The sequence below is a fragment of the Acinetobacter sp. CY79 genome, from assembly GCF_059515845.1.
Genome location: NZ_JCAKMY010000003.1, coordinates 53,453 through 67,040 on the forward strand (window position 1 = coordinate 53,453; position 13,588 = coordinate 67,040).

General features: G+C 39.1%; 14 protein-coding genes. 10 read left to right on the forward strand and 4 right to left on the reverse strand.

Going from position 1 to position 13,588, the window contains the following annotated elements:
- Window positions 1-67 precede the first annotated feature (67 nt).
- From AC5YCE_RS01895 to AC5YCE_RS01925, 7 genes are all read left to right on the forward strand, one after another.
- Window positions 68-646, forward strand: a complete 579-nt coding sequence (locus AC5YCE_RS01895; RefSeq protein ID WP_496124369.1) for a cob(I)yrinic acid a,c-diamide adenosyltransferase — start codon at window positions 68-70, stop codon at window positions 644-646.
- Window positions 647-781: 135 nt separating this feature from the next.
- Window positions 782-1,495 (forward strand): glycerophosphodiester phosphodiesterase, encoded by a 714-nt coding sequence (locus tag AC5YCE_RS01900; protein WP_496170748.1) that lies wholly within the window; start codon window positions 782-784, stop codon window positions 1,493-1,495.
- Between the two features lie 297 nt (window positions 1,496-1,792).
- Entirely contained in the window at window positions 1,793-2,959 is a 1,167-nt protein-coding gene (locus AC5YCE_RS01905) for an acyl-CoA desaturase (RefSeq protein ID WP_496124367.1), read from the forward strand.
- 96 nt (window positions 2,960-3,055) lie between these two features.
- The gene (locus AC5YCE_RS01910) at window positions 3,056-3,385 is read left to right on the forward strand and encodes a DHCW motif cupin fold protein (RefSeq protein ID WP_496124366.1); all 330 of its coding nucleotides are present in this window, start codon (window positions 3,056-3,058) and stop codon (window positions 3,383-3,385) included.
- 73 nt (window positions 3,386-3,458) lie between these two features.
- On the forward strand, window positions 3,459-4,904 hold the full coding sequence (locus AC5YCE_RS01915; protein WP_496170750.1) for a protein adenylyltransferase SelO: 1,446 nt from the start codon (window positions 3,459-3,461) through the stop codon (window positions 4,902-4,904).
- A 206-nt stretch (window positions 4,905-5,110) separates the two neighbouring features.
- Window positions 5,111-5,710 (forward strand): L,D-transpeptidase family protein, encoded by a 600-nt coding sequence (locus tag AC5YCE_RS01920; RefSeq protein ID WP_496170752.1) that lies wholly within the window; start codon window positions 5,111-5,113, stop codon window positions 5,708-5,710.
- A 12-nt stretch (window positions 5,711-5,722) separates the two neighbouring features.
- Complete coding sequence (locus tag AC5YCE_RS01925) at window positions 5,723-6,097, forward strand: MmcQ/YjbR family DNA-binding protein (protein ID WP_496170754.1); 375 nt, start codon at window positions 5,723-5,725, stop codon at window positions 6,095-6,097.
- Between the two features lie 69 nt (window positions 6,098-6,166).
- Here AC5YCE_RS01925 and AC5YCE_RS01930 read toward each other — a convergent pair whose 3' ends face one another.
- The gene (locus tag AC5YCE_RS01930; RefSeq protein WP_496170756.1) at window positions 6,167-6,697 is read right to left on the reverse strand and encodes an HPP family protein; all 531 of its coding nucleotides are present in this window, start codon (window positions 6,695-6,697) and stop codon (window positions 6,167-6,169) included.
- 88 nt (window positions 6,698-6,785) lie between these two features.
- On the opposite strand from AC5YCE_RS01930, the gene AC5YCE_RS01935 reads away from it, so the two are divergent.
- Complete coding sequence (locus AC5YCE_RS01935) at window positions 6,786-7,325, forward strand: TetR/AcrR family transcriptional regulator (protein ID WP_496170758.1); 540 nt, start codon at window positions 6,786-6,788, stop codon at window positions 7,323-7,325.
- A gap of 136 nt (window positions 7,326-7,461) precedes the next feature.
- Here AC5YCE_RS01935 and AC5YCE_RS01940 read toward each other — a convergent pair whose 3' ends face one another.
- From AC5YCE_RS01940 to baeS, 3 genes are all read right to left on the reverse strand, one after another.
- Entirely contained in the window at window positions 7,462-8,121 is a 660-nt protein-coding gene (locus AC5YCE_RS01940; protein ID WP_496170760.1) for a VOC family protein, read from the reverse strand.
- Window positions 8,122-8,297: 176 nt separating this feature from the next.
- Window positions 8,298-8,984, reverse strand: coding sequence for a response regulator (locus AC5YCE_RS01945; RefSeq protein WP_496124359.1), 687 nt, complete (start codon window positions 8,982-8,984; stop codon window positions 8,298-8,300).
- Between the two features lie 11 nt (window positions 8,985-8,995).
- Window positions 8,996-10,657 (reverse strand): sensor histidine kinase efflux regulator BaeS, encoded by a 1,662-nt coding sequence (baeS, locus tag AC5YCE_RS01950; RefSeq protein WP_496124358.1) that lies wholly within the window; start codon window positions 10,655-10,657, stop codon window positions 8,996-8,998.
- 135 nt (window positions 10,658-10,792) lie between these two features.
- Here baeS and AC5YCE_RS01955 point away from each other — a divergent pair, with 135 nt between their 5' ends.
- Together AC5YCE_RS01955 and AC5YCE_RS01960 are read left to right on the forward strand one after the other, a co-directional pair.
- Entirely contained in the window at window positions 10,793-11,425 is a 633-nt protein-coding gene (locus AC5YCE_RS01955) for a hypothetical protein (RefSeq protein WP_496124357.1), read from the forward strand.
- Between the two features lie 287 nt (window positions 11,426-11,712).
- Entirely contained in the window at window positions 11,713-13,515 is a 1,803-nt protein-coding gene (locus tag AC5YCE_RS01960; protein ID WP_496170762.1) for an acyl-CoA dehydrogenase C-terminal domain-containing protein, read from the forward strand.
- The last annotated feature ends 73 nt before the right edge of the window (window positions 13,516-13,588 follow it).

Below are 13,588 nucleotides of genomic sequence, written 5' to 3' on the forward strand. Positions count from 1 at the left end.
TTTAACATTTACAAGCTAATGTGAATCACATTAGCTTTTTAAATTGAACGAATGATAAGGACAAATCATGGGACACCGTTTAAGTAAAATTTATACCCGTACAGGCGACTCAGGCACAACAGGTCTAGGCGATGGTTCACGTGTGCCTAAAGATGATCTTCGTATCCATGCACTCGGTGATGTGGACGAGCTGAATTCTTGCATCGGGATTTTACGTTCACAAATTGCTGTGAGTTCTATTGAAGATAAAGCCAAATGGGACAAATCACTCAGCCTGATTCAACACTGGTTATTTGATTTAGGCGGTGAAGTTTGTATTCCTAACTACAACATGGTCTTGCCTATTTCAGTTGAATTTCTCGAAAATGAAATTGATCAAATGAACGAAGCTTTACCGATGCTTAAAGACTTTATATTACCTGCGGGTTCTTTAGCATGTAGCTATGCGCATCAAGCACGTTCAGTCTGTCGCCGTGCAGAACGTAGCTTAATGACTGTTCATGCTCGAGATCAAAATATTCAAGCCACATCACTTCAACTTTTAAACCGTTTATCGGATTGGTTATTTGTTGCCTCGCGGACTTTACAACGTGCTGAAGGTGGTTCTGAAGTGCTCTGGCAGAAGAATATTAACGATACGATTTAAGCTTTGAGAAAATTTATTCATAGATGATCGACTTTGTCGTTATAACGATCCTTATTGATTAAAAATATAATCTAAAACCATCATATTTCCTTCATAAATCAGCGCTATGATCACCCTGTCAAATCGGGGTGTTGTATGCAAATTATTGGTCATCGTGGTGCGCGTGGGGAAGCACCTGAAAATACCCTCGGTGGATTTCAATATATTCAAAAATTAGGGATTCGCGCCGTTGAGTTTGATGTTCGTCAACTCAAAGACGATGCTTTGATTATCATGCATGATGATGATTTTGTACGCACTTCAGGTCAGCAAAAACATGTATATGAATGTAGCCGTGCAGATCTCCATGCGTACAACCATGCTGTGACGTGGTCAGATTGGAACAATATCGAAGGCACGCCTCTGCTGGGTCAGACCCTGACTCTGATCCAAAACTTTGAACATATCGAAGTTGAAGTGAAAGCCGTTAAATCTCAAGCAGATGCTGAGAAAATCACACTGAGCCTAGAACAGCAACTCAAAGGCTTTGAACACTCTGCGGTGATTACCAGCTTTGACCCCAAAATCCATCAAGCTTTAAAAAATCAGCGCTCTCAATTTAAACGTGGTTTGCTCATTGAAACTGACATTCAATATCAAGCCATTGATCAAGCACTTGAACTTGAATGTTGCCAAATCGGTTGGATGAATCAACTTGCAACAGATGAGATCATTCATGCAACACGATCTGCAAATCTAAATGTCAGTGTCTGGACCGTCAATCAACTTGATCGAGCAAAACATTTACGTGATTTAGGGATTCAAGGACTGATCACCGACTACCCCAAAATGATGATGCAATACCTGTAATGTATTGAAATTTTTAATTTAACATTAAATCTTACAACTTTATTTGATGTGCTTCATCAGCAACTATTTTCAAAGAATCGTTAACTCACTTTTTACAATGGCTCACGACAAAATCAGTTCCATCTTAAGGAATTTAGCCAATGTTTTATTATGTTACTGTTTAGTACAATACAACTGTACAATAATGCTAGTGAACATTTGTTTGCTCGTGCTAATATCATGAAGTCTTAATCCCTAGTTTTTACATGGATTAAGGTTTCATTTATACCTTCTAAGGTTCTAGGAGTGCTGTTGGAGATGAATGCTCCCCTACCCAAAGCCCCAATTAACTGGATCGCAGTTTTTGCATTGGTGTTTTTACCGATTGTCGCAATCATTGCTATTCCTTTGTATGCGTACCATCACGATTTTAGCGCCGGTGCGTGGATTAGTTTAATTGTACTTCTTGGTTTTAGTAGCCTCGGTATTACTGCTGGCTATCACCGTTTATGGGCACATCGTGCTTATGAAGCAACATTACCTTTAAAAATCATCTTAATGATTATGGGTACATTTGCGGTTCAAAACAGTATTTTGTTCTGGGCTTCTGGTCACCGTACGCATCATCGTCATGTTGATGATGTCGAAAAAGATCCATATTCAATTAATAATGGATTTTGGTACGCGCACATTGGGTGGATGCTTCGCAATTATCCTGCGGCTGAATCAAATTATAAGAATGCTCCCGACCTTCTCGCTGACAAGGTTGTGATGTTCCAAGACAAATACTACATTCCTTTAGTCATTGTAGTGCATGCTGTCATCTTGACCTCTGTGGGTTGGTTAGTGGGTGATATGTGGGGTGTAATGTTATTGGGCGGTTTACTTCGTCTAATCTTGAGCCACCATGTGACATTCTTTATTAACTCGCTCTGTCATATGTGGGGCAAACGTCCTTATACAGATGAAAATACAGCGCGTGACAACTTCGTTCTTGCGATTGCTACATGGGGCGAGGGTTATCACAACTATCACCATATTTTTCAGTACGATTACCGTAATGGGGTGAAATGGTGGCAGTACGATCCTACGAAATGGCTGATTTGGACATGTTCTAAACTTGGTCTTGCAAAGAATTTACGTCGTATTCCAAGCTTCAATATTAAAAAAGCCGAATTGGCCATGAAGTTTAAATATGCAGAACAAGATTTGGCTGTATACGGCTTAAATATGAATGATGACATTAGCACTGTTAAAGCTCGTTTTGCTCAAGAATATGATGCTTTCTCTCAAACCTTAAATGATTGGGCGAAGTTAAAAGAGCAAGAAATTCAAGCGAAGAAAGCTTCCGTTGCTGAAAAGATTCACCAAATGGACAATAAACTTAAAGTAGATTTCCAATTGGTTGAACAACGTCTTTCACATCATCGCCAAACATTAAAATTATTAATGCGCAACTTGAAGAAATCTTCAGTTTCTCATTAATTGAAGATGATTCAATATCTGAAAAATAAAGCTCTTCGGAGCTTTTTTTTATTTTTGCCTCACTTTACTCTTCATCTATAACAATAAGGTAAAACCATGCTCATCGACAATATTCCTTTCTGTACGACTCAATGGTCTGATCTAGAAGAAGTAAAACATTTGGGCGAACAAGGTTATGCCCTTTGGAAAACACAGCAATTTAATAATATTAGAGTCAGGATTGTTGAATATTCGGCAGGTTATTTGGCCGATCATTGGTGCAGAAAAGGTCATATTTTATTTTGCTTAGAAGGTGAACTACTCACTGAACTCAAAGATGGTGGTTCATTTAACTTACTTCCAGGGATGAGTTATCAAGTGTCTGATCATGCTGAGCCTCATCGATCATCTACGATAAATGGTGCAAAACTATTCATTGTTGATTAGTTTACATGAATCACTGAAAAGCAAAATTGAATTTGCTATAGTGAAATCAGCCTCCCTATGATTGTTTACGTTTATGCAATTCAATTCACGTTACCCAACGCTGTCAAATAGACTTTATCATCAGCAACAGCCCATTCCATTGAAAGGTGCTAAAGCAGGTCATTTCAATGCAGATTTGGCTGATCAATTGCAATGGTCTACTGAAGATAAGCAACAATGGGTTAAAATTTGTAGCGGGCAAAAAACCTTTGCTGAATTCACCCCATTGGCGATGGTCTATGCGGGTCATCAATTTGGACAATGGGCGGGGCAACTCGGTGATGGTCGTGGACTCCTCATCGCGCAAATTTTAGATCAAAATAACCAAACCATTGATCTTCATTTAAAAGGTGCAGGATCAACTCCCTACTCTCGTATGGGCGATGGTCGTGCGGTGTTACGCTCTGTGATTCGTGAATACTTAGCGGGTCATGCGCTCAATGCACTGGGTGTCGCTTCGAGTAATGCCGTTGGATTTACCTCATCAGATCAAGGGGTACAACGTGAAAAATTAGAGCGTGGCGCGATGATGTTGCGTACCTCAGATTGCCACATTCGCTTAGGACATTTTGAGTGGATTAATCAATATCAATCCGATTTATTACCAGATTTCACGCAAAAGTGTATCGAATGGCATTATCCAGAATGTTTAGACAGTGAACCCCCTCTCCTGAGTTTTGCAACAAAAGTCATTCAAAATACAGCTGTCATGATTGCCAAATGGCAACTGGTCGGATTTGCTCACGGTGTGATGAATACCGATAACTTAAATATCACAGGTTCTACTTTAGACTTTGGTCCTTACGGTTTTATGGAACGCTTCCGCCCGAATTGGATTAACAACCATTCGGATCACCATGGTCGTTATACCTACCAACAACAACCGAGTATTGGACATTGGAACTTATGGCAATGGCTGAATAACTTAGTGCCTTTATGTCCTCAAGGTATGTCAAAGGAAGAATGGAAAGAGCAATTGGCTCAATGTTTAGAACATTATGAACCGACATTCTTAGAACATTATAAAATGGGCTTAAGTCAAAAAATGGGACTACCTAGCTTCCATAAAGACAGTTTTGATTGTGCCATGGCATTCCTGAGAATCCTACAGACTGAGCAACTGGATTACACCCAGAGCTTTATTCGCTTACAACAAAAAGACTATGAAGCCATTCAAGATGATTGTTTGGATCGACGTCAATTTAAAGCATTTTTGACTCAATATGAAATGATTCGAGATGGTCAAAATATTGAAGAACTTGATGCAATCATGCAGACCGTAAATCCACGCTACATTTTGCGTAATCATATGATGCAAAAAGCCATTGAGCTGGCTGAAGGCAATGACTTCTCAGAAGTAGAGCGCTTATTTAACTTGCTGAAGCAACCTTTCACTCATCAGCCAGAACTTGAAAAAGCTGACGATCTAGCACCCCTTCCAGCGGATGTGCCCGATGTGATGGTGAGTTGCTCTTCATAAGCAAAATACACATTTTAATCAGCATATGATTTTTATTCTGTGGATATCGTACACTTTATCCACAGATCAGTTTTTGATTAAAGACCTTAAATTGAGTATAAATGGTGTTGGGATTAACGAATCTTTCTGAACACTGTTTTAAATTAGAATAATTTTAAATCAGAACAACTGAATACTTATAAATACCACTTAGAATTATAAAACTCATGACTTTAACCAAATCCGTTATTTTGATCGGGGCGCTGATTGCCATTTTCATTGGTGGTTATGTTGCTTATGCAAAATATAATCAATATCTGCCAAGTACCGATGTCATTCATGCTAAACCTTTAGATCAGAACAGCATTGATCAAATCCGTTCGAATACACCCATCAATGAAGTTCATGTTTACAAGGCGCGTCGTATTTTAGAATTGAAGCATAATGATCAAGTGATTAAGACCTATCATATGCGTTTAGGTTTTGCACCGACAGGACATAAGGTTCAAGAAGGTGATGGCAAAACCCCTGAGGGACGCTATTTTATTGATTGGCGAAATCCGCTAAGTGCATTTTATAAGTCTCTGCATATCTCTTATCCCAATGAAAAGGATAAAGCCAAGGCAGCAGCTCTAGGTGTTTCACCTGGTGGTGACATCATGATTCATGGTTCTGCAACCACCTCACAGGTGAATAAACTGCCCTCTCTCATGGATTATTTTCCACGTAGTGACTGGACTTGGGGTTGTGTTGCCGTTAAAAATACTGATATGGATGAAATCTGGTTATTGGTCGATAACGGCACACCAATTCAGATATTTCCTTAGATTAAGAATTTTATGACGCTTGATTTACATCACATTGCCTCGACATATGCCAATCAACTGACGGCATCCGAATGTTCTCAGCCTTTCATGCCTGAATGTGATGTCTATAAAGTGATGAATAAAATTTATCTCATGACATTTACATTGAATGAGATTGCAATCATTAACCTCAAAGTTGATCCAACGCATGGCGAAATGCTTCGCGACATTTATCCTTTTATCCGTACTGGATACCATATGAATAAAAGGCATTGGATTTCCATCTATGAGGATCAAACCATAGAGCGTGATCTGATCAAGGAATTGATTCAAAGTTCATATGATTTGGTGGTTTCAGGATTAAACAAAGCGGATCGACAACGCATTGAGATTCTAAAAAGTAGTTAAACTGATCGTGCTTAAAATCTGCCTAAAGGACATGGATTGCCTCTACTTAAGCAAATGAGATCGTAATGTTTATTTCGTTTTTTTCAGCCCTAAACCATACAAGGGCCATTTCTTTTCTGAGTTGAAATTATTCATAACATAGGCGATCAGCACCAGAGCAATCGAACCTAAAAGCACAGGGAAAATGAGAAAACTCCAGTCATAGGTCATTTGCTTTGCTGTGAGTAAAATGACGAGCGGATTTGCACCCGCAGGTGGATGAACGCACTTTAACATCTGCATCAAAGCAATAGCACAGCCTACCGACAACGCGATTGACAGATGAGAGATCGTAAAGAAATGCACAAAAATTAAGCCAACTAAAGCTGAAATAAAATGTCCAAAAATGATATTTCTAGGTTGAGCCAAAGGTGATTGTGATACTGCATAGAGTAATACACAAGTCGCGCCAAAAGGTGCCATGATGTATAAGTGACCTGTCCAATGTCCTAAACTTAACAGCATAAAAATGCTCAGGCTGCCACCGAGCAGACTTCTCAACACTTCACTCGCTGTAGGAAAAGCGGCTAATTTTTCTTTACCTTCTAAAATCGAAAACATGAAAAGACCTTTTGACGCTATTGTTTTTCAATCATCATAACGATAAAATCAAAAATAGTACAGATCTGTACTATTCAGGAGTTGTTTAATGTCTAAATCAGCTATAAAGATATTGAATACCGCAGAAGAACTATTTAATGAACAGAGCTTCGGAGCTGTGGGCGTCGATTTAATTCGAGATGAATCAGGCTGTTCTAAGACTACCCTGTATGCTTATTACAAAAATAAGAATCAGCTGGTCGAATCTGTGCTGAAAGCTCGAGATGAAAAATTCAAGCAAAGCTTATTTGACTATATTGGAATGGCAGGAGGTATTGATGCACTGAATAAAATATTTGAGTGGCATATTGAATGGTTTAGACAGGATGATTTCAAAGGTTGTCTATTTGTGCGAGCTGTTGCTGAATCCAATTCGACTGAAGAAAATTTGATTCAAATTGCTCAACAGCATAAACAATGGATTAAAGATCTCATCGCAAAGCATTGTAAGATCGCTGATCAAGAAGACATGTCTGAGCTGATTTACACACTCATAGAAGGTTCGATTAGTCGGTTTCTTGTGGATGGATTTGACTTAAGCATCGCAGAAAATATAAAAAATAAATTAAATGCTTTATTAAATCGTTAAGTAAAATATCATTATTATTCTATCTCGGTTCCTGATGGATAGATTTTGATAATGCAGTTGGTCATATTAAAATCTTTAAAGCTAACTTCAACCTATTGTTGTTTTAGAATGTTTAAGTACTTACTAAATTTTTGAATTAATATATGAAAATAAGAGGTAGCGTCGGTCTAAAGTCATAAGCACATCCTTGTTTTGCATTATCAAAGATAATTTCCATAAGATGTTCCTCTCCATCAACAACCTTAAGTCTACTAATTTCTTGGTGCTCAAATAGGGTAAAGTTTTTCTCTAAATTTGGTACTGTCACCTGAATAGCTGTAACTTCAGATACCTTTTTCGTATGCCTTAAAGGCTCTCTATTTGTGTAGGAATTACTGTCTGGTCTTGAACCAAAAGCAATAAAAAACCACATAGGTTCAGACAGCATCGTATTTTTAGCAATTTCTATGAATAAATCAGAAGGTAAGTACGCAGGCTTATAATGCCAACTCGTAAATTTGGGCGAGCTCTCCATGGGAATTTCTGGTCTAAAACAAATTCCAAAAGGTGAAACATCCTTATTCTTAGGTCTTAGTCTTTCATAAAGCCTCGTCGGTGCTGTGATTTTATTTTTGACTTCTTCTAAGTTTTCTACACAAAGTAATTCTATGAAAAAGTTTCTAAAAAAGAATCTACGATTTCTCGTCCCTTGTCCCAAATGTCTATTTGAAGAACCCTCTCTTAAACCAAATTTCTTCAGAATTTCAGCTTCAGGTGCACCATATTCCGTGCATATAAAGATATGGTCTATTTCCATTTTAGATCACCCAATACTCATCTTATCATTATAAAACAAATACTTATTATAATTATGCATTAATATAACTAAACTAACTGATTGATTGAGCTTGGTATACAGCATGAACAGGTGAACGATACAATGAATCAAAACAAAAAGCGGATCGTCTTCGACCCGCTTTCAATTCAGTTCAATCAATCTTCTGGATACTCAAAGCGATACCCTACACCATACACCGCCTGAACCCACTCATGGCGGTTTCCTGTTTCAGCAGCATCTGAAATCTTACGGCGTAAATTTTTAATGTGACTATCAATCACACGGTCCGCAACTTCAAAACTGTCAGGATTAATATGATCCAGCAATTGAGCACGTGAATACACTTGACCGACATGTTCTAAAAACAGCTCTAAAAGACGAAACTCTGTTGGTGTCAAATTTAACGACTTTTGTTGATACCAAACACGTTGTTGACCTTTGTCCATGCGGAATAAATTATTATCTTCAGGTTCAGCCTTACGATCTAAACGGCGTAAAACAGCTTGAACACGTGCGACCAACTCTTTAGGACTAAAAGGTTTACACAAATAGTCATCTGCACCCATGTTCAAACCAAGTATACGATCAATTTCCTCAGTACGTGCAGTCACCATAATAATCGGTAAATCTGACTGTTCTCGAACTTTACGGCAAATCGTGAGACCATCCATACGAGGAACCATTAGATCCAAAATCATCAAACTTGGTTTACGTTGCTGGAAACTCTCATAAGCTTCTTGACCATCATGAAACATGCTGACTTCAAAGCCAGCCGCTTCTAGATAATCTCGCACCAATTGTGCAAGTTCAACTTCATCTTCAACCAGCATTACATGCTTCATATCTTTTCCCTTTATGCTTTGGTTTGTTTTGGAAAGGTCAATTTGCATCGCAAACCACCCAATGGTGAATGATCAAAACTTAATTTACCGCTTAAGCCTTGCGCAATTTTACCCGATAAAGCTAGTCCAAGCCCTGTACCACCTGTACTTCTCGTACGTGAATCATCCACTCGATAGAATCTTTCACCTAAATGATTCAATTGCTCGTCAGTCATCCCTAAAGGACTATCGTCTACAATCACTGACCATGAATTTTCATCTTCTAGCGTATGAATCTGAACCTCGCCACCCGCTTCAGTATAACGAATACTATTACTCAGCAAATTAACTATAATTTGTTTAAAACGATCTACATCTAATTGTAAATCTGTACCTTGACCCTGGATTGAAATATTCAAATTGGCTTGTTCAAACTTCGGTTTAAAGTTTTCAACTTCTTGTAAGATGACTGACCAAGGATCAACTTCAGTAAAATAGAATTTGAGCTGTTGTGCTTCTGCCTGAGCCAAATCTGCCAAATCCTGTGTGAGTTTTTTCAAGCTTGATACCTGAGCGAGCATTGAAGCAAAATGTTCAGGTGTGGGCTTGCGAATCCCATCTTGCATCGCTTCAATTTGCGCTTGCAACACAGCCAAGGGCGTTTTCAACTCATGCGATGTATCTGCAACCCATTGACGACGTGAATTTTCATGCCGTTCAAGAATAACGGCTAGTTGATTGATTTCATTTGATAAATCACCTAATTCATCATTGCGATTCACTTTCATCTGATGCTGATAATTGCCTTTGGTCAGTTCACGCGTCGCATCCAAAAGTCGTCGAATTGGCTTTCTAAAATAAGTCGCTAATAATAATGCAGCAACCAAGCTGGTGATTAAGGTCAGGATATAAATCAGAAATAAATAGCGTTTCTGATTACTAAAGAAATTAATGCTGAGTGCATCATCTTGATCCAAAACAGGTCTTAATCCTAAATAGCCCACAGTAGTACCATCCACCATAATTGGACGATAGGACACTGGGTTTTCTGAAGGCTCACCCAATATAAATTGTTGTTTAGCATCATATAAAGACAAACGTGAACTTAACCCCAAATGATCTGCCATCGAAATAAAAAGCTTCTTACCGTGCTGTTGTTCTGAAGTCCGTATACTTGAATTCACCGTGTTGTTATTTTTATTTTGCTCTGACGATCTAAACTGATTTTGATTCGAACTCAGTGGGAACTTTAAGCCTTCAAAAGGTTGATATTGCGAAGGTAAATTGTCTTCTAAAACCTTAAGGTCATCTGAGTTCATGCTTTGTGGACGTTGTGAATCGAGTTCACGCATCAATGTATGTTCTTTAAAATAGCGCTGTTGCAATGCAATATCATATTGACGGCGTAACCACCAACGTGACAGTCGGTCATAATCATCGGCAGCAGCCTCACCTTCAATTTGCAAAATTTGCGCTTGAACTGCATTCCCCCAATCTTGATATACGCCATAAACGCCAGCCAAATTATCAATCAGATAGTCGAGTTTTTGCATCTCAACATCTGCCACGTATTTGGTAAAGTTTTTCTGCATGGTCCAATGCAATACACCTAGACTCACGGTAGTAATTAACAACGTCGTTAATAATACGGTCAGGAATAAGCGCAGTGCGATTGGAACTCGGCGTATATTCAAATTGGATCTCTCATTTTTCTTCGCATTTCAGTATTGTATAGAACAGTCACTCAAAAAACTCTTCATTGTTTCTTCATCATTATTACTTATTCTTTATCCAATGAATCAACACTTGCACCCAAGGGGATAATCATAATGAAAGCAATGAACAAAGTTGTACTCGTTTCAGCGAGCCTATTGAGCATGGGCATATTAACCGCATGCCAAACAACAACTGCGACAGCACCTCAAGACACTAAACAATTTAAAAAACATCATGAAAATCGCATGTCACCTGAAATGCGTGAGAAGCATCAAGCGCGTATGGCTGAACGCAAAGCATTCTTTGAACAAGCACAGAAAGCTTGCGAAGGCAAAAATGCAGGTCAAACTGTACAAGTCAAAGTGGGTGAAAAAACGATAGATGGTACCTGTGTCATCCAATTCAAAGTAGATCGTAAAGACGCTAAACAAGCACGTGGTGACTTCCGCGGTATGCGTGATGAACATCGTCCAATGCGTGGTGATGTTAAAGGTCCTATGGCTAAAGGCGAATTTAAGCGTGGTGAACCGCTTACTGATGCTAAACGTGCGGAACTTACTCAACAATATGCACACCGTTTAGCAAAGCGCCAAGCACAGCAACAAGCCATTGCACAAGCTTGTGTTGGTCAAACGCATGGTAAAGCCGTTCAAGTTAAAATGGGTGAAAAGACAATGAATGGTCAGTGCCATGTACGCTTCCAACCTAAAATGCCTCAGAAGGCTCAAGCGATAAAAACTGCATAATTTGAATAAGTTATAAAAAGACACTGCGGTGTCTTTTTTTATGGACATATTTTTTTACGTATCTGACAATTTGTTTCACTTTATATGATATAAAAAGCTATATACTCAAAGCACTTAGCATTTTTTTTGATTTTTTCTTTGACTTTACAGTCACGTAGAAACAATCTTTAAATCTTGTACAGCGCCATAAGATATTGCACGATGTAGTAGAACAAAAGGTGTCGGTGATGACACTACTTTTTTATTAAGATTATAAATCTGGTTTAACCAGTATTGAGGAACAAGCTATGCCACAATACAAAGCGCCATTACGTGATATGCAATTCGTTTTGCATGAATTATTAAATGCTGAACAGCACTATGCAGCCCTTCCTGCATTTCAAGAAAACGTAAGCCGCGAGTTGGTTGATCAATACTTAGAAGCTGCTGCCGATTTTTGTGAAAACGAATTATCTCCATTGAACCAAGTCGGCGACCGTGAAGGTTGTACTTGGAAAGATGGCGTAGTCACGACTCCAACTGGTTTTAAAGATGCATATAAAAAATATGTAGAGCTTGGCTTCCCTTCACTTGCTGCCGAAGAACAATATGGTGGTCAAGGTTTACCAAATTCTTTAGGTATCATCATTTCTGAAATGATCGGTTCTTCAAACTGGGCTTGGGGTATGTACCCTGGTCTTTCGCACGGTGCAGTACGTACGATTGAACATCACGGTACGGATGAGCAAAAAGAAACTTATTTAACTAAGCTTGTTTCAGGCGAGTGGACAGGCACCATGTGTTTGACAGAATCTCATGCAGGTTCCGACCTTGGGATTATCCGTACTAAAGCTGAACCGAATGCTGATGGTAGCTTCGCAATTTCTGGTGAGAAAATTTTCATCTCTGCGGGTGAGCATGATATGGCGGATAACATTATCCACATCGTTCTTGCGCGTCTTCCAGGCGCTCCAAAAGGTACCAAAGGTATTTCACTGTTTATCGTACCAAAATTCAACCTGACTGCTGACGGTGAAGTTGGCGAGCGTAACGCGGTTCGTTGTGGTTCGATTGAACACAAAATGGGGATTCACGGTAATGCGACCTGTGTGATTAACTTTGATCGTGCTACAGGTTACCTGATTGGACCTGAAAACCGTGGTCTAAATGCCATGTTTACCTTTATGAACACCGCACGTATTGGTACTGCTGTTCAAGGTCTTTCTGCTTCTGAATCATCTTTCCAAGGTGCTTTGGCTTATGCAAAAGATCGTTTAGCAATGCGTTCACTTTCTGGCCCTAAAGCACCAGAAAAAGAGGCTGATCCAATTATCGTCCACCCTGCTGTTCGTAATATGCTTTTAACGCAAAAAGCATTTGCTGAAGGCGGTCGTGCCCTAGTTTATGATCTAGCGCATTATGCAGACATCGTTGAACAAGCTGCGACTGAAGAAGAGCGTAAATTCGCTGACAACATCTTGTCATTGCTTACACCAATCGCAAAAGCATTCTTAACCGAAGCAGGTTCTGAAGCTGCGAAACATGGCGTGCAAGTCTTCGGTGGACACGGCTTTATTTCAGAACATGGTATGGAGCAAATTGTACGTGATACACGTATTGCTTGCTTATACGAAGGGACAACTGAAATTCAAGCACTGGATTTGTTAGGTCGTAAAGTCCTACAAACTCAAGGTGCGATGCTAAAAGATTTCACTAAAATCATTCACAAATTCAATGAAGCAAACAAAGACAATGCAGCAATGAAAGAATTCGTTGAACCATTGGCTGCATTGAACAAAGAATGGGGCGACTTAACGATGCAAATCGGTATGCGCGCAATGCAAAATCCTGATGAAGTAGGTGCTGCTGCAGTAGATTACCTCTACTTCTCTGGTTATGTAACGCTTGCTTACCAATGGGCGCGTATGGCAATTGTGGCTCAGCAAAAACTTGCTGAAGGTACAACTGAAGTTGATTTCTACAATGCAAAAGTGAAAACTGCACAATTTTACTTCAAGAAAATTTTACCACGTGTTCGTTCACATGTAGATGTGATCAGCGGTGGCTTAGAGCCGTTGATGAGCTTAGATGCAGAACATTTTGCATTCTAAAATCATATGTCAAAATGAATAAGAAGAAAAAGGACGGTCAATGATTTGGCAGTCCTTTTTCTTTATGATCTTT

Excerpts from the sequence above, each read along its gene's own strand:
- AC5YCE_RS01925 (WP_496170754.1), top strand. The coding sequence starts at position 5,723 with ATGACGCTTGATTTACATCACATTGCCTCGACATATGCCAATCAACTG.
- AC5YCE_RS01915 (WP_496170750.1), top strand. The coding sequence starts at position 3,459 with ATGCAATTCAATTCACGTTACCCAACGCTGTCAAATAGACTTTATCAT.
- AC5YCE_RS01930 (WP_496170756.1), bottom strand. The coding sequence starts at position 6,697 with ATGTTTTCGATTTTAGAAGGTAAAGAAAAATTAGCCGCTTTTCCTACA.
- AC5YCE_RS01955 (WP_496124357.1), top strand. The coding sequence starts at position 10,793 with ATGAAAGCAATGAACAAAGTTGTACTCGTTTCAGCGAGCCTATTGAGC.
- AC5YCE_RS01910 (WP_496124366.1), top strand. The coding sequence starts at position 3,056 with ATGCTCATCGACAATATTCCTTTCTGTACGACTCAATGGTCTGATCTA.
- AC5YCE_RS01905 (WP_496124367.1), top strand. The coding sequence starts at position 1,793 with ATGAATGCTCCCCTACCCAAAGCCCCAATTAACTGGATCGCAGTTTTT.
- AC5YCE_RS01935 (WP_496170758.1), top strand. The coding sequence starts at position 6,786 with ATGTCTAAATCAGCTATAAAGATATTGAATACCGCAGAAGAACTATTT.
- AC5YCE_RS01920 (WP_496170752.1), top strand. The coding sequence starts at position 5,111 with ATGACTTTAACCAAATCCGTTATTTTGATCGGGGCGCTGATTGCCATT.
- AC5YCE_RS01960 (WP_496170762.1), top strand. The coding sequence starts at position 11,713 with ATGCCACAATACAAAGCGCCATTACGTGATATGCAATTCGTTTTGCAT.
- AC5YCE_RS01895 (WP_496124369.1), top strand. The coding sequence starts at position 68 with ATGGGACACCGTTTAAGTAAAATTTATACCCGTACAGGCGACTCAGGC.
- AC5YCE_RS01900 (WP_496170748.1), top strand. The coding sequence starts at position 782 with ATGCAAATTATTGGTCATCGTGGTGCGCGTGGGGAAGCACCTGAAAAT.
- AC5YCE_RS01940 (WP_496170760.1), bottom strand. The coding sequence starts at position 8,121 with ATGGAAATAGACCATATCTTTATATGCACGGAATATGGTGCACCTGAA.
- AC5YCE_RS01945 (WP_496124359.1), bottom strand. The coding sequence starts at position 8,984 with ATGAAGCATGTAATGCTGGTTGAAGATGAAGTTGAACTTGCACAATTG.